The sequence below is a fragment of the Kitasatospora sp. NPDC036755 genome (assembly GCF_040636595.1).
In the GTDB taxonomy this organism is placed as follows: domain Bacteria; phylum Actinomycetota; class Actinomycetes; order Streptomycetales; family Streptomycetaceae; genus Kitasatospora.
In genome coordinates this window covers 1-13,411 of record NZ_JBEZUT010000245.1, presented here as the reverse complement: position 1 = coordinate 13,411, position 13,411 = coordinate 1, and the positions used below count along the sequence as shown (strand labels likewise).

General features: G+C 76.1%; 16 protein-coding genes and 1 pseudogene. 7 read left to right on the top strand and 10 right to left on the bottom strand.

Translation table 11 applies throughout. The annotated features are described in order from the left end of the window. Positions 1-182: pseudogene (locus AB0E96_RS29405) on the bottom strand (ABC transporter ATP-binding protein); the annotation flags it as partial. On the opposite strand from AB0E96_RS29405, the gene AB0E96_RS29400 reads away from it, so the two are divergent. Next, complete coding sequence (locus AB0E96_RS29400; RefSeq protein WP_359828736.1) at positions 100-834, top strand: DUF4436 family protein; 735 nt, start codon at positions 100-102, stop codon at positions 832-834. The pseudogene AB0E96_RS29405 and the gene AB0E96_RS29400 sit on opposite strands and share 83 nt — an antisense overlap. Positions 835-841: 7 nt before the next feature. Here AB0E96_RS29400 and AB0E96_RS29395 read toward each other — a convergent pair whose 3' ends face one another. Continuing rightward, positions 842-1,711, bottom strand: a complete 870-nt coding sequence (locus AB0E96_RS29395) for a MurR/RpiR family transcriptional regulator (RefSeq protein ID WP_359828735.1) — start codon at positions 1,709-1,711, stop codon at positions 842-844. 72 nt (positions 1,712-1,783) lie between these two features. On the opposite strand from AB0E96_RS29395, the gene AB0E96_RS29390 reads away from it, so the two are divergent. Continuing rightward, positions 1,784-2,641 carry a DMT family transporter gene (locus AB0E96_RS29390; protein WP_359828734.1) on the top strand — a complete coding sequence of 286 codons (858 nt, stop codon included), beginning with the start codon at positions 1,784-1,786 and terminating at the stop codon, positions 2,639-2,641. Between the two features lie 58 nt (positions 2,642-2,699). On the opposite strand, the gene AB0E96_RS29385 is transcribed toward AB0E96_RS29390, so the two are convergent. From AB0E96_RS29385 to AB0E96_RS29365, 5 genes are all read right to left on the bottom strand, one after another. Continuing rightward, positions 2,700-3,452: a GNAT family N-acetyltransferase gene (locus AB0E96_RS29385; RefSeq protein ID WP_359828732.1), complete on the bottom strand. Its 753-nt coding sequence runs from the start codon at positions 3,450-3,452 to the stop codon at positions 2,700-2,702. A 157-nt stretch (positions 3,453-3,609) separates the two neighbouring features. Further along, positions 3,610-4,704 carry an exo-alpha-sialidase gene (locus AB0E96_RS29380; protein WP_359828731.1) on the bottom strand — a complete coding sequence of 365 codons (1,095 nt, stop codon included), beginning with the start codon at positions 4,702-4,704 and terminating at the stop codon, positions 3,610-3,612. Positions 4,705-4,862: 158 nt separating this feature from the next. Then, positions 4,863-6,323: an NAD(P)/FAD-dependent oxidoreductase gene (locus AB0E96_RS29375; protein ID WP_359828730.1), complete on the bottom strand. Its 1,461-nt coding sequence runs from the start codon at positions 6,321-6,323 to the stop codon at positions 4,863-4,865. Further along, positions 6,320-6,667, bottom strand: a complete 348-nt coding sequence (locus AB0E96_RS29370) for a hypothetical protein (protein ID WP_359828729.1) — start codon at positions 6,665-6,667, stop codon at positions 6,320-6,322. The genes AB0E96_RS29375 and AB0E96_RS29370 overlap by 4 nt, the downstream gene beginning before the upstream one ends. Before the next feature lie 211 nt (positions 6,668-6,878). Then, positions 6,879-7,613 carry an alpha/beta hydrolase gene (locus AB0E96_RS29365; protein ID WP_359828728.1) on the bottom strand — a complete coding sequence of 245 codons (735 nt, stop codon included), beginning with the start codon at positions 7,611-7,613 and terminating at the stop codon, positions 6,879-6,881. Between the two features lie 204 nt (positions 7,614-7,817). On the opposite strand from AB0E96_RS29365, the gene AB0E96_RS29360 reads away from it, so the two are divergent. Continuing rightward, positions 7,818-8,780 (top strand): YafY family protein, encoded by a 963-nt coding sequence (locus AB0E96_RS29360; protein WP_359828726.1) that lies wholly within the window; start codon positions 7,818-7,820, stop codon positions 8,778-8,780. Between the two features lie 144 nt (positions 8,781-8,924). Here the strand turns inward: AB0E96_RS29360 and AB0E96_RS29355 are convergent, their stop codons facing one another. Further along, the gene (locus AB0E96_RS29355) at positions 8,925-9,314 is read right to left on the bottom strand and encodes a thioredoxin domain-containing protein (RefSeq protein ID WP_359828724.1); all 390 of its coding nucleotides are present in this window, start codon (positions 9,312-9,314) and stop codon (positions 8,925-8,927) included. A 210-nt stretch (positions 9,315-9,524) separates the two neighbouring features. Here AB0E96_RS29355 and AB0E96_RS29350 point away from each other — a divergent pair, with 210 nt between their 5' ends. From AB0E96_RS29350 to AB0E96_RS29340, 3 genes are read left to right on the top strand one after another with little or no spacing between them, the layout of a single operon-like run. Continuing rightward, the gene (locus tag AB0E96_RS29350) at positions 9,525-10,085 is read left to right on the top strand and encodes a hypothetical protein (RefSeq protein WP_359828722.1); all 561 of its coding nucleotides are present in this window, start codon (positions 9,525-9,527) and stop codon (positions 10,083-10,085) included. A 33-nt stretch (positions 10,086-10,118) separates the two neighbouring features. Beyond that, a complete protein-coding gene (locus AB0E96_RS29345) occupies positions 10,119-10,703 on the top strand; it encodes a sigma-70 family RNA polymerase sigma factor (protein ID WP_359828720.1) in 585 nt (194 codons plus the stop codon). Next, positions 10,700-11,506 (top strand): zf-HC2 domain-containing protein, encoded by an 807-nt coding sequence (locus tag AB0E96_RS29340; protein WP_359828719.1) that lies wholly within the window; start codon positions 10,700-10,702, stop codon positions 11,504-11,506. The genes AB0E96_RS29345 and AB0E96_RS29340 overlap by 4 nt, the downstream gene beginning before the upstream one ends. Before the next feature lie 22 nt (positions 11,507-11,528). Here the strand turns inward: AB0E96_RS29340 and AB0E96_RS29335 are convergent, their stop codons facing one another. Both AB0E96_RS29335 and AB0E96_RS29330 read right to left on the bottom strand, forming a co-directional pair. After that, positions 11,529-12,062 carry a DUF1990 domain-containing protein gene (locus AB0E96_RS29335; protein ID WP_359828717.1) on the bottom strand — a complete coding sequence of 178 codons (534 nt, stop codon included), beginning with the start codon at positions 12,060-12,062 and terminating at the stop codon, positions 11,529-11,531. Then, a complete protein-coding gene (locus AB0E96_RS29330; protein WP_359828715.1) occupies positions 12,059-12,916 on the bottom strand; it encodes a YndJ family protein in 858 nt (285 codons plus the stop codon). Before AB0E96_RS29330 ends, AB0E96_RS29335 begins: the two co-directional genes overlap by 4 nt. A 167-nt stretch (positions 12,917-13,083) precedes the next feature. Between AB0E96_RS29330 and AB0E96_RS29325 the strand changes: the two genes are divergently transcribed. Then, positions 13,084-13,353, top strand: a complete 270-nt coding sequence (locus tag AB0E96_RS29325; protein ID WP_359828713.1) for a DUF1876 domain-containing protein — start codon at positions 13,084-13,086, stop codon at positions 13,351-13,353. Positions 13,354-13,411 lie beyond the last annotated feature (58 nt).

The following is a 13,411-nucleotide window of genomic DNA, read 5'->3' as shown; positions in this document are numbered from 1 at the left end:
TTGCCGCCGAGGCCGTTCAGCACCCCGAGCCCGGCCACCAGGTCGCCGGCGAGGGCGGTCAGCGCGGCCTGCTCCTCGCGGTACCGGCCCTCGGCCCAGGTGGTCGGCGCCGCGCCCGGGCCGGACGTCCTGGAGGTGGACGTGACGCTCCAGCGGGTGGACGCGGCCTCGCAGACGCTCACCGCGAAGATCCTCGTCCAGCCGCACGGCGCGCTGGCGCGGCCGGAGAGCCTGCTGGTCCCGGCGGGGGACGTGGTGCTGGAGACCACCTCGCTGGAACAGACCACGCTCAAGTACCCGGCCGGCCAGCAGATCGGCTCCAGCGTGGTGACCTTCAACCTCCTCGACGGGCGGGTCTCGGACTACCCGTTCGACCACTACAACGCGTACGTCGGGTTCCAGGCCACCGTCGGCGGGCAGCCGGCCCCGGTGGTGATCGGCCTGACCGAGGCCGACCCCTTCTTCGTCTTCCGGCGGGCGAACGAGGAGGACGACGGCCTCGGCGTCGTCGTGACCGAACGGATCAGCCGCTCCCGCAGCACCTTCATCCTGGCCTGGTTCATGATGGCCGCGATGTGGGCGCTGGCGCTGTCCGTGCTGGTCGCGGCCTGGCTGATCGTCCGGCAGCGGCGCGGCATCGTCTGGCCCGCCCTCGGCTGGATGGCGGCCACGCTGTTCGCCCTGGTCGGCATGCGCAACGCCGCGCCCGGCAACCCGCCGATCGGCTCGCTGCTGGACTACGCGGCGTTCTTCTGGGCGGAGCTGCTGGTCGCGGTCGGCCTGACCATGGTCGTGGTGCGCGGCGCCCGCGTCGAAGGAGGGCACAAACAGTGAGCGGGCCTCAGTACGCGTAGTCCGCGGTGACGTCCGCCGACAGGCCGAGGGCGCGCTCGGCGCGGGGCCCGCGCAGGGCGAGCAGGGTCTGGGCGAGGGCGTCCACGGCGGCCAGGTGGGCGAGCCGGCTGGCGGTGGTCTCCAGCCCGAAGACCAGGTCCTGCCCGCCGGCGACCAGGGCCAGGGTGGACGTCTCGGTCAGCGGCGAGCGGGCGTAGCTGGTGAGCGCCAGCACCTCGGCGCCGGCCTCGCGGGCCAGGCGGGCGGCGTCCACCACGCTGCGGGTGGCTCCGGTGTGGCTGACGGCCAGGCAGGCCGTGCCCGGGCCCAGCCCGGCGGCGGCCAGCTGGGCGGTGATCGGGTCGGCCGGGGCGTCCACCAGCAGGCCGAGCGCCCGCAGCCGGTACGCGAGGTCGAGGACCACCGCGCCGGACAGGCCGGCGCCGAGCAGCACCACCCGGCTCGCGTCGTCCAGCGCCGCCGCGGCCGCCCGCAGATCGGCCGCGGAGAGGGTGGCGGTGAGGCCGTCCAGGGCGGCCCGGGCGGCGCGCAGCGTCTCGGCGAGCGCCCGGGCCGCCGGGTCGTCCTCGTCGCCGGCGGGGGCGGGCGCGGCGGCGGGGGCCTGCCGGGCGGCGGCGATCTTCAGCTCCTGGTAGCCGCGGAAGCCCAGCCGCTGACAGGCCCGGACCACCGAGGAGGGGGCGGTGCCGGCCAGCGTGGCGACGTCGCTGACGCTCAGGTGCACCAGGTCGGCGCCCCGGTCGAGCACCACCTGGGCGACGCGGGCCTCGGTGCCGCGCAGCTCGCCGAGCCGGGCCCGGATCTGCGCGGCCAGCCGGGATTCCAGGGGCGTGAAATATTCGGAACGCTCTTCCATAGATTCAGGGTATCGTGGAATCCGGTTCCAGGCCCGCCGATTCCGGGCGGGCCGTTCGAGGGGAGGTCCGTGATGGTCGGAGGCGTCCCGGCGGTGCCCGTGGCCGTGCTCACGGCGGCCGTGCTGCACGCCGTCTGGAACGGGCTGGCGCACCGGATCCCGGACAAGCTGGTCGGCTTCACGCTGATCAACCTGACGTACACGGCCTGCGCGCTCGTCCTGGTGGCGCTCAACCCGCTGCCGGCGGCCGGCGCCTGGCCGTACCTGCTGGCCTCGGTCGCGGTCCAGGTGACGTCCACGGTGCTGCTGCTGCGGGCCTACCAGCTGGGGGACTTCGGCCAGATGTACCCGATCGCGCGGGGCAGCGCGCCGCTGCTGGTCGCACTCCTGTCGGCCACCCTGCTCGGCCAGCGGCTGGGCCCGGGCGAGCTGCTGGGCGTGCTGGTGATCTCCTGCGGGCTGTTCGGCCTGGCCTTCGCCCGGGGGATACCCGGGCGGGCGCAACTGCCCGCCCTCGGGGCCGCCGCCGGAACGGGCGTGATGATCGCGGTGTACACGGTGCTGGACGGCAGCGGCGTGCGGGAGTCCGGGACGGTCGGCGGCTACGTGGCCTGGCTGTTCCTGCTGCAGGGGCCGGTGCTGGCGCTGATCGTCAGGGTTCGGCGCGGCCCCGGCCTGCTCGCCGGGGCGGGCCGTGCGGTGCCGCTGGGCATCGTCGGCGGTGTGCTCTCGCTGACGGCGTACGGGCTGGTGGTCTGGGCCCAGGCCCGGGGAGACCTCGCGACGATCGCGGCGCTGCGCGAGACCAGCATCGTGATCGCCGCACTGATCGCCGCGGTGGTGTTCCGCGAGCGCCTCGGCAGGCTGCGGCTGACGGCGGCGTTCACCGTGCTGGGCGGGATAGCCGTCCTGGAACTCGCCCGGCCCTGAGCCGGCGGGTCGCGGCCGGGCTCAGGGGTGCGGGCGCGGGCGAGGTCCGGGCTCGGACCTACTCGGCGTCGGGCACGACCACCGTCAGGGAGGTCTCCTGGTGCAGGAAGCTCAGTGACTCGTAGAGGCGGCGGGCCGGGTTGCCCTCGGAGACCACCAGGGTCATGTCGGCGAGCCCGCGGGCGGCGGCGTCGCCGACGGCGCGGCGCAGCAGGTCGGCGCCGAGGCCGCGGTACCCGCGCTCCGGGTGGCGGAAGACGTCGGCGATCCAGGGGCGGCCGTCGCGGTCGGTGAGGACCAGCCCGGCGACCACCCGGTCCTCGGTGTCCACCGCGAGCAGGCTGGACGGCAGCACCGGGCCGATGACCTCGCCGGCGAGCAGCGGGAGGAGGCGCTCGGCCAGCACTTGGGCGTCCTCGCCGGGGTAGTGGTCGACGTGCTCGACGGGGAAGGCGGCCCGCCAGGCCTCGTACAGCTCCTCGGGCGCGCGGTCGCAGGGCACCGCCCGCAGGCCCTCGCGCAGCGGCGTGGCCGCCCAGTCGGCGGGCGGGGGATCGGCGCGCAGGTCACGGCGGAAGGTGTGGGCGTGCCGCAGCACCCGCGCACCGTCCGCCACCAGCTGCTGCCCGAGCCCGGGCGGACCGGAGACCACCCAGCCGGGCAGCTCGGCCCGGATGAAGCCGGCGGCGTCCGCCGACTCGTCCAGGACCTCCAGCAGGTCGGCCCAGGGGCGCCCCTCCCGTTCGTCCAGCAGGTAGCGCAGTACCGGCTTGCCGTCGGCGTCCTGCCTGACCACCCAGTCCTCGGCCATGGCCCACCCCACAATCCTGTGATCGTTCGTCGGCGGCCCATGCTCACCGAGGCCCTGCCCTCCGGCAACCGGTTATTTCCGGCCACCAGGGCGCCCGGTGCGCTGCGCCCCGCACCCCGCGCCCCGCGCCCGGCACCCCGTGCCCGGCCTTCCCGCCTCAGGCCACCACCGCGGCCCGGAGGCAGAGCACGTCCGGCAGGTGGGAGACCAGCAGTGACCAGCTCTCGCCCTCGTCCCGGCTGCCGTACACGTCGCCGGTCCGGTTGCCGAAGTAGATCCCGGCCGGGTCGGCGTCGTCGGTGCGCAGGGCGTCCCGCAGCACGATGCCGTAGTGGTCCTCGCCCGGCAGGCCCTGGGCGAGCTGCTGCCAGCTGGTGCCGCCGTCGGTGGTGCGGAAGACCCGGCAGCGGCGCCCGGGCGGGATGCGGTCGTCGGCGCCGCCGAGCGGGAAGAGGTAGGCGGTGTCGGCCCGGCGCGGGTGGGCGGCCACGGCGAAGCCGAACTCGGCGGGCAGCCCGTCCACGATCGAGCGCCAGCTGCCGCCCCAGTCGTCGCTGCGGTAGACGCCGCCGTGGTTCTGGAGGTAGAGCCGGTCCGGGTGGACGGGGTCCGGCGCGATCTTGTGCACGCACTGGCCGAACTCGGGGTACTGGCGTTCCTCCGGGAAGAACTCGGCGCGCAGGCCGGTGTTGGAGGGCTGCCAGCTGTCGCCGCCGTCCTTGCTGCGGTAGACGCCGCCGCTGGAGACGGCGACCAGCAGCCGCTGCGGGTCGCGCGGGTCGGTCAGGATGGTGTGCAGGCCCTGGCCGCCGTAGCCGGAGCCCCACTGCGGCCGCTGCGGGTGGTTCCAGAGCGGCTCGACCAGCGCGAAGGTCTCGCCGCCGTCGGTGGAGCGGAACAGCGCGGCCGGCTCGGTGCCCGCGTAGACGACGCCGGGGGCCTCCGGTCCGGCGGGCTGGAGCTGCCAGACCCGGGTGAGCGAGGCGCCGGTGGACTCGGGGAAGCGGATGGCCGGCCGCGGCGGTTCGAACCAGCTCTCGCCCAGGTCGTCGGAGCGCCAGACCGAGGGCCCCCAGTGGCTGCTGTCGGCGCCGGCCAGCACTCTGGTCCGGCCGTCGCGGCGGTCGACGGAGACGGAGTAGATCGCGTTCATCGGGAAGTGCGGCCCGCTGAACTCCCACGCCAGCCGGTCGCGGCTGCGGCCGAGAAAGAGGCCCTTCTCGGTTCCGACGGCCAACAGCACCTCGGTCATGCCTCACACCACCTGATCACGAGCACGGCCCCCCGGGACGGCCCCCGACTGCCAGTGTCCCGCCGTCCACCGGTGGTCACATCTCGCCGCGCCGGTCACCCGGGCAGCCGACGGGCGGCTTCGCCGCTCCCGCCGGTTGCCCGGGTGACCGCCCGGGGCTACCCCCGGCAGTCCTCCAGCAGCCGCAGCCAGACCTCGCTGATCGTCGGGTACGAGGGCACCGCGTGCCAGAGCCGGTCGATCGGCACCTCGCCGACCACCGCGACGGTCGCCGAGTGCAGCAGCTCGGCCACCCCGGGGCCGACCAGGCAGGCGCCGACGAGCACTTCGCGGTCCAGGTCGAAGACGACCCGGGCCCGGCCGCGGTAGTCGTCGCCGTAGAGCGAGGCCCCGGCGACGGAGCCGATCTCGTGGTCGACGGTCTTCACCCGCAGCCCGGCCGCCTCGGCGGCCGCCCGGGTCAGGCCGACGGCGGCCACCTCGGGCTGGGTGAACACCACCTGGGGCGCTCCCGCGAGGTCCGCGGACGCGGCGTGCGCGCCCCAGCGCGCGGTGTCCAGCGGGCGCCCCTGGGCGCGGGCGGCGATCGCCGCACCGGTGATCCGGGCCTGGTACTTGCCCTGGTGGGTGAGCAGCGCCCGGTGGTTGACGTCCCCGGCGGCGTAGAGCCACTCGCCGTCCACGCCGAGCACCGTGCAGCTGTCGTCCACGTCCATCCAGTCGCCCGGCTTCAGGCCGACCTGCTCCAGTCCGACGTCGGCGGTGCGCGGGGCCCGGCCGGTCGCGTACAGCACCTCGTCGACGGTCAGCGTCCCGTCGCCGTCCTGGTCGCCCCGGGCCGCGAGGGTGAGGGTCACCGGTCCGGAGCCGTCCGCCCGCTCCAGCGCGGTGACCTCGGTGCCGAAGCGCAGGTCCACCCCGGCGGCCCGCAGGCCCTCCGCGACCAGCTCGCCCGCGAACGGCTCCATCCGCGGCAGCAGCGCGTCCCCGCGTACCAGCAGCACAACCTCGGAGCCGAGCGCCCGCCAGGCGGCCGCCATCTCCACCCCGACCACCCCGCCGCCGACCACCGCCAGCCGCCCGGGGACGGTCTTCGAGGCGGTCGCCTCCCGGTTGGTCCACGGGTGGGCGTCGGTGAGCCCGGGTACGTGCGCGGGCAGGACGGGGCGGCTGCCGGTGCACACGACGACGGCGTGCCGGGCGGTGAGCACCCGCTCGCTGCCGTCCTCGGCCTCCACCGTCACCGTCCGCACCCCGGCCAGTCGGCCGTGGCCGCGCACCAGCTCGATGCCGGTGTCCCGCAGCCACTGCACCTGGCCGTCGTCCTTCCAGTCGGAGGCGAAGGAGTCGCGCCGGGCCAGCACCGCGGCCGGGTCCAGTCGCCGGTCGCCGACCGCCTCCCGGGAGCCCGCCACCGCGCGGGCGTCGGCCAGCGCGGCCACCGGCCGCAGCAGCGCCTTGCTGGGCATGCAGGCCCAGTACGAGCACTCGCCGCCGACCAGCTCGGCCTCCACGATCACGGTGCGCAGCCCGGCGGCGACCGTCCGGTCGGCCACGTTCTCGCCGGTCGGACCGGCTCCCAGGACGATGACGTCGTACTCCTCGGCGGTGCTGGTCATGCCCTGTCCTCCGTGGTCTCGATGGCCGCCCCGGCCCGCCGGGCGGGGGTGGCGGGCGTGTGCTCGCGGATGCGGATGCGGAGCGGCTGGAGCGGCCGGGCGTGCCGGGCCCGGTTCCGGTCGCCGGTCGGGGCGGCCTCGCGGGGGAGCGTGCTGCGGCCGCCTCCGGCTCCGTACCCGAGCCTGGCCCGGACCACCCGTCGCGGCCACTTCGCGTGCTCGCCGCGCGCCTGCGGGGCGAGCGGGGTGAGCGGGGCGCGGGGGCCGGACGGCCCCGGACCGTGGCCCGGCCGGAACTCCGGCACGGTGTCCGGCGGTTCGGTACGGCTGGGCTGCTCGGGCACGGGTCCTCGCTCGTCGCTCGGGTACGGCGTGGGCCCCATCCTGCCCGTCCGCGCGCGGTTGCGCGACGGACGGACACGCGGAGGGCGTCGTCGGGCGAACGGCCGGGCACTGTCGGGACAGGGCCCGGCTGGAGCCGAGGGCATGGAGCCGAGGGCATGGAGCCGGCGGGCCGACCGGGCCCGCCCGGTGCCCGCGCAGTGCCCGGGCGGCTCAGAGCGCGGCGAGCTCCGCCAGCAGCGCCGCCGTGTCGGCCGGGCGGGAGAACATCGGCCAGTGCCCGGTGGGCAGCTCGCGCAGCTCCCAGTTCGGCCCGGACATCCCGGCGAAGTACGGGTGACCGGCGGCGATCAGCTCGCGCACCTGGGCGAGCGGGAAGGAGCAGGAGACCAGCGCCTGCGGCAGCGCGGCCCCGGCGCCGGTCAGCCGCAGCGGGTCCCGGAAGGCCCCGGCCGGATGCGGGGTGGCCCGGGCGCGGACGCGTGCCAGGGCGGCCTCGTCCAGGCCCGCCGTGCTGGTGCCCTGCTCGGCCAGGTACTCCCAGGACGGTAGGGGGAGCCGGCCGTCGACCACCGAGGCCTCGGCGGTCTCCCGGTAGCCGGGCTGCCAGAGGTCGCGGACCGCGATGCCGTCGGCGAGCGGACCGCTGTCCAGGTAGACCACCCGGCGGATCCGCTCCGGCATCCGGTCCGCGAGCCCGCCCACCGGGGCGGTGGCGCCGCTGTGCGCGACCAGGACGACGTCCGACAGGTCCTCCCGGACCAGCAGGTCCGTGAGGTCGGCGATGTGCTCCTCCAGGCCGAACTCGCCCTCCTCGGAGGCTCGTTCGGCCACTCCGGGCAGGCTGACGGCGTACACGCGGTGCCCGGCCTCGCGCAGCGGCGCGGCCACCTCGTCCCAGGCCCAGGCGCCGATCCAGAACCCGGGGACCAGTACGAACGTGCTCATGGCGGATCACTCCATTCGTCGGGGGATGGCGGGGGAGGCACACCGGGCCGCGGAGGCCTCGACCGGCCCGCGGGGGGCTCCGCCGCGGTGGGGCCTCCTCCACCGCCGACTCTAGGATCGGATCAGGACAGAAGTCGCCCGGATTTCCTCCGCCCCGCCGCCGGGCATCCCGAAGGGCGGCGTGGAGACGGAAAGGAGCGCGCGGTGGAACACCCGGTCAGCCGCGTCCTCGCCCTGCTGGAACTGCTCCAGGACCGCCCCGGCCTGACCGGCGCCGAACTGGCCGCCCGGCTCGACGTGGACGAGCGCACCGTCCGCCGCTACGTCGCCCGGCTGGCCGACCTCGGCATCCCCGTCCAGGCCGACCGCGGCCGTTACGGGGGCTACCGGCTGCGCCCCGGTTACCGGCTGCCGCCGCTGATGCTCAACCCGGACGAGGCGGCCTCCGTCGTGCTCGGCCTGCTGGCCGGTCGCAGCTCCGGCCTGTCGGTGGGGGAGGGGGCGACCGAGACCGCCCTCGCCAAGATCCAGCGGGTGCTGCCGCCGCCGCTGCGGGACCGGGTCTCCGCCGTCGAGCAGACCCTCGGCCTCACCGCCGTCCCCGCCGCCGGCCCCGGCCCGGCCGCCGCCGCGCTGTTCACCCTGGCCGAGGCCGCCCGCCGGCGGCGCCGGGTGCGGCTCGCCTACCGGGACCGCGAGGACCGGCCCAGCGAGCGCGAGTTCGACCCGTACGGGCTGGTCTTCCACTCCGGACGCTGGTACACCACCGGGCTCGACCACCGCAGCGGCGAGTCGCGCACCTTCCGGCTGGACCGGATCACCCGGGTCGAGCAGGGCCAGGTGGGCTTCGAGCCGCCGGAGGACTTCGATCCGGTCCAGCGGGTGGTGGAGTCCCTGGCCGGGGCGCCCTGGCGGCACCGGGTGGAGGTGGAGCTGGAGACCACGCTCGCCGAGGCCCGCCGCCGGCTGCCGCCCGCCGCCGGGACGCTCACCGCCCTCGCCGGGGACCGGGTGCTGCTGCGGGCCCGGGCGCAGAACCTCGACGGCGTCGCGGTGCTGCTGGCCGGTCTCGGGTGGCCGTTCACCGTCCGGGAGCCCGCCGCCCTGCGCGCCGAGGTGCGGGCGTTCGCGGCCAGGCTCGCCGCCTGGGGCGCCGAACCGGAGTGACGGCGGGCGCAGCGGGTGCCGGAGGCGGGCGCGGTGCCGGGCCCGGGGGTGCGCCCGGAGGCGGCAGGTGGCGGGCCGCGGGCACGGCGAGGGCCCGGGGAGACGGTGCTCCCCGGGCCCTCGGGCGCCGGTACCGGGCCGGGATCAGGCCTGGCCGCCGGCCGCCTTCTCCTCGGCGACCTTGCGCTTCACCTCGGTCATGTCCAGGTTGCGGGCCTGGCCGATCAGGTCCTCGAACACCGCCTCCGGCAGCGCTCCGGGCTGCGAGAAGACGACCACGCCCTCGCGGATGATCGCCAGTGTGGGGATCGACCGGATGTCGAACGCGGCGGCCAGCTCCTGCTGGGCCTCCGTGTCCACCTTGGTGAAGACCAGGTCCGGGTGGCGCTCGGCCGCCTTCTCGTACACCGGGGCGAACTGGCGGCACGGCCCGCACCACCCGGCCCAGAAGTCGATGAAGACGAAGTCCTTGCCCTCCGGGCCCGGGACGATGTCGTCGAAGTTCTCCTTGGTCAGCTCGACCGTGCTGCTCATCTCGTGATTCCTTCCCTTCCGGAGGTGGCGGTTCAGGCCATGTGCCCGCCACAACGGTCCCGGTCGGCGGGGTATTCCGAGGTGGTTCCCGGGGCGTTTCCCGAGGTGGTCCCGGTTCCTCCCGGTGCCCCGGTTGAGCAGCAGGCGGTCCCCGCACGTACTGCGGGGTGTCCGGTCCGTCCCGACCCCTTCCCCCGCGGGAGGCACCCCATGCGCAGCACACACCGCACCCGCCGCACACACCGCACCCGCCGGACCGTCGCGCTGACCGCGTCCGGCGTCGCGGCGGCCGCCCTGATCGCCGGCTGCGGCGCGTCGGGCGGCTCGTCGCACCCGTCGAGCGGTCCGAGCGCCCCGGCGGGCGTCACCATGCAGACCGCCCAGGACCCCAAGCTGGGCACCATCGTCACCGACGGCGCCGGGTTCACGCTGTACCGCTTCGACCAGGACCGGAACAGTCCGCCCGAGTCCTACTGCAACGGCGGCTGCGCCACCGTCTGGCCGCCCGAGCACGCCGACGGCAACGTCACGGTGAAGGGCATCGACAGCAAGCTGGTCGGCACCGTCACCCGCGACGACGGCACCAAGCAGGTCACCCTGAACGGCTGGCCGGCCTACCGCTACTCGCCGGACGCCAAGCCCGGCGACACCAAGGGCCAGGGCGTCGGCGGCACCTGGTTCGCGCTGACCCCGACCGGCGGCAAGGCCGGCGTCGCGGCCGGCTCCACCCCGATGCCCGGCACCCCGATGCCCGGCACCCCGGGCTACTGACCGGTTCCGACCGTCCTCGACCGGGAGGCCCGGGTGCGCGACGATGAAGTGGTGACCGAGGAGCACCCCGTCGGCCGCGCCGGTGGTCGTGCCGGCGGCCGCGACACGGGGGCGGCGGACGAGGAACTGATGCGCGCCCTGTACCGGGAGCACGCCGGCCCGCTGTTCGGGTTCGTGCTCCACCTGGTCGCCGGGGACCGGCAGCGGGCCGAGGACGTCGTGCAGGAGACGCTGGTCCGGGCCTGGCGCAACATCCACCGGCTCGACCCGGAGGCCGGCTCGCTGCGGCCCTGGCTGGTCACGGTCGCCCGGCGGATCGTGATCGACGGCCACCGCGGCGCCCTGGCCCGGCCCCGGGAGGTGGACGCCTCGGCGCTGGAGCAGCTGCCCGCCGAGGACGAGACCGACCGGGCGCTGCGGATGATGACGGTCGCGGACGCGCTCGGCGACCTCTCGCCCACGCACCGGGAGATCATCGTCGAGACCTACCTGAAGGGCCGTACGGCCAAGGAGGCGGCCGCCGTCCTCGGCATCCCGGCCGGGACGGTCCGCTCGCGGGTGTTCTACGCGCTGCGCGCGCTCAGGATCGCACTGGAGGAACGGGGAGTGACATCGTGACCAGGCACCCCGACCCCGACCGGATGCCCGACCCCGACTGGACGCCAGACCCCGACCGGATGCCCGACCCCGACCGGCCCCCCGGCCTGCCCCGCGACGCCTCCACCGGCCCGGCGCACACCGACGTCGGCGCGTACGTCCTCGGCCTGCTGGAGCCCGCCGAGCGCGCCGCCTTCGAGCGGCACCTCGCCGACTGCCCGCAGTGCGCCGAGCAGGTGGCCGAACTGGGCCCCGTGGAGCCGCTGTTGGCCGAGTACGCGGCCACCGCGCGGGCGGCCGGAACGGACCCGGCCGGTCCCGCCCCGCAGCCGGATCCGCGGCTGCTGGACCGGCTGGTCGCCGAGGTCGCCACCACCCGGCGGCGGGGCCGGGTCCGGCGGCTGGTGCTGGCCCTGGCCGCGACCGCGATGGTGGCGGCCGGCCCCGCCGTCACCGCCGCGGTGCTCACCGCCGACCACGCGCCCGCCGTGGTCGCGGCGGCCGAGCAGTTCAGCGCCACCGACCCGAGCACCGGCGCGCACGCCACCGTCGGCCTGGACGGCACCACCTGGGGCACCCGGGTCGGCCTGCAACTCTCCGGTGTCCACGGCCCGTTGACCTGCAGTCTGGTCGCCGTCTCGCGCACCGGCGAGCAGCAGACCGTCACCACCTGGTCCGTCCCGGCGGGCGGCTACGGACGTGCGGACGGCACGGTGCGCACCACCGGCGGCACGGCGTTCCGGCCGGGCGACATCGACCACTTCGAGGTCAGGGTGCAGAGCGGCGGCGCCCTCCTGGTCGTGGTCCCGGCGCACCACGGCTGAGGGTCCCGGTGGACCGGGTGCGTCACGGGCGGGCGTCGGTCAGTCGGCCGGCCTGTGCCGCGATCCGGGTCAGGACGCGTCCGCAGTGGCGGGCGAAGGCGCGTTGGGCGAGGGGCAGCAGGGGGCCCGCGAGGCGGGCGTACCAGGCGACGGGGCGACTGAAGGCGGTGACGGAGAACCGGACCGCGCCGTCCGGGGCGAGTTCGACCAGGAAGGTCTCCTCGCCCCGGGCGAGGTGCCCGGCCCTGGTGCCGTAGGTGAAGCCGTACCGGTCCGGGCCGTCGACCGCGGCCAGGACCCGGTTGGGGGCGCCGGCCCGCAGCGGGCCGAGGCCGATGGCGCAGCGCACAGCGACACCGGGGGCGGCCCGGTCGGCCGTGGCGTCGATCCGGACGCCGGCGAGCCGGTGCATCCGCCAGTCGAGCAGGGCGGCGCCGGCGGCCTCCAGTGCGGGGCGGCCGTGGCCGATGAGCGCGCTGTGCCGCAGGTGGTTGTAGCCGGCGGGCAGTTCGCCGGTGCGGCTGGCGCCCTGCTCGGGGTAGCTGTAGTCGTTCATCGGGCGGTCCTTCCCGGGCCGGTTCGGTCCGCGGCGATCCGGCGCCAGGCGAGCAGGGCGCAGAGCGCGAAGCCGAGCGCGTTGCCGACGCCGTGGGTGGCGGCCATCCAGGCCAGGGTGGGGTGGGGGAGTCCGGCGGCCCGGCCGAGCGCCCACCACAGGGCGAGCAGCATGGTGAGCGCGAGGACGGCCGAGGAGACGGCGAGCAGCCGGGCGGTGGCGGGGTCGGTGCCGCGGGGGCGCAGTTCGCGCCAGGTGACCAGGCCGACCAGCCACATGCCGGTGGTGAGGACGGCGGCTCCGGCGAACTGCCACCAGTCGCCGAGGAAGTACCCGGCCAGGACGAGCAGGGTGCCCGCCGGGACGCTGAGCGCGGCGCAGCGGGCCGCGGCCGAGCCCGGGCGGGCGGCGCGGCAGACCAGTCCGGCGACCAGGGCGGCGGTGAACCCGGCGTAGTGGAAGTGCGGGACGGTGAGGGCCAGGATGTGCGGTTCGAAGCCGAACAGCGGGTAGCCGGAGCGCTCGGCGACGAGTGCGGTGCCGGCCACCGAGGGCGCGGCGAGTGCGGTGAGCACCGCGACCTCGGCGGGGGCGAGGGAGCGGGTGCGGGCCAGTCGCAGCGGTGCGCGCAGGGCGACGGCCAGGGTGCCGAGCGCGTAGAGCGCCGCGCAGCCGGTGGCGAGGCCGCCGCGCGGCAGCCAGAGCGAGAGCGCGCCGGGTACCGCGGCGAGCGGCCAGAGCCGGCGGACCCGGGCCAGGCCGGGTTCGCCGACCAGGGCGAGGCCGAGCGGGACGACGGCGCCCATGCCGAGCAGGATCAGTAGGTCGACCAGTTCCGTGGTGCCCTTCCCCATGGTGGGCACACCCCCCTTGAACGCGTTCAAATGCTTTCGCCGCCGACTCTACGCGGCCGTGTTGAACGCGTTCAACTTGCCCTCGGGGTCGTGCCCGGCCCGGCCGGCCTGGTGTTCACGGTGGGTGCGGCGCACTCTGGAGGGGTAACCGATGGAGGTGATCCGCCATGCAGACTCTGGTCGGTTGGCACATCGAGATGGAGTTCCGCGAAGAGGGGGCGCGGACCAGCGCCGCCGCGCTGCTGAGGCTCGGCGACGGGAGTGAACTGCGCGCCCACGGCTACAGCAGCCGTCACCCCTCGGACCCGGAACAGCTGAGGGTCGGCGAGGAGATCGCGGGCGCGCGGGCGCTCAACGAGCTCGCCTCGCAGCTGCTCACCAAGGCCCACGGCGAGATCCAGGAGGTCAGCCCGGTCCCGACCCACCCCCTGGCCTGACGGGCCCCCGCGGCCTGCCGTCGGCCCCGGCGACCGGCTGCCCGCCGCCGTGAGCGGC

What these genes read in the sequence shown, in the direction of transcription:
- AB0E96_RS29355 (WP_359828724.1), bottom strand. Translation starts at nt 9,314, where the DNA reads ATGAGCAGCACGGTCGAGCTGACCAAGGAGAACTTCGACGACATCGTC.
- AB0E96_RS29380 (WP_359828731.1), bottom strand. Translation starts at nt 4,704, where the DNA reads ATGACCGAGGTGCTGTTGGCCGTCGGAACCGAGAAGGGCCTCTTTCTC.
- AB0E96_RS29330 (WP_359828715.1), bottom strand. Translation starts at nt 12,916, where the DNA reads ATGGGGAAGGGCACCACGGAACTGGTCGACCTACTGATCCTGCTCGGC.
- AB0E96_RS29350 (WP_359828722.1), top strand. Translation starts at nt 9,525, where the DNA reads ATGCGCAGCACACACCGCACCCGCCGCACACACCGCACCCGCCGGACC.
- AB0E96_RS29385 (WP_359828732.1), bottom strand. Translation starts at nt 3,452, where the DNA reads ATGGCCGAGGACTGGGTGGTCAGGCAGGACGCCGACGGCAAGCCGGTA.
- AB0E96_RS29390 (WP_359828734.1), top strand. Translation starts at nt 1,784, where the DNA reads ATGGTCGGAGGCGTCCCGGCGGTGCCCGTGGCCGTGCTCACGGCGGCC.
- AB0E96_RS29395 (WP_359828735.1), bottom strand. Translation starts at nt 1,711, where the DNA reads ATGGAAGAGCGTTCCGAATATTTCACGCCCCTGGAATCCCGGCTGGCC.
- AB0E96_RS29335 (WP_359828717.1), bottom strand. Translation starts at nt 12,062, where the DNA reads ATGAACGACTACAGCTACCCCGAGCAGGGCGCCAGCCGCACCGGCGAA.
- AB0E96_RS29375 (WP_359828730.1), bottom strand. Translation starts at nt 6,323, where the DNA reads ATGACCAGCACCGCCGAGGAGTACGACGTCATCGTCCTGGGAGCCGGT.
- AB0E96_RS29365 (WP_359828728.1), bottom strand. Translation starts at nt 7,613, where the DNA reads ATGAGCACGTTCGTACTGGTCCCCGGGTTCTGGATCGGCGCCTGGGCC.
- AB0E96_RS29325 (WP_359828713.1), top strand. Translation starts at nt 13,084, where the DNA reads ATGCAGACTCTGGTCGGTTGGCACATCGAGATGGAGTTCCGCGAAGAG.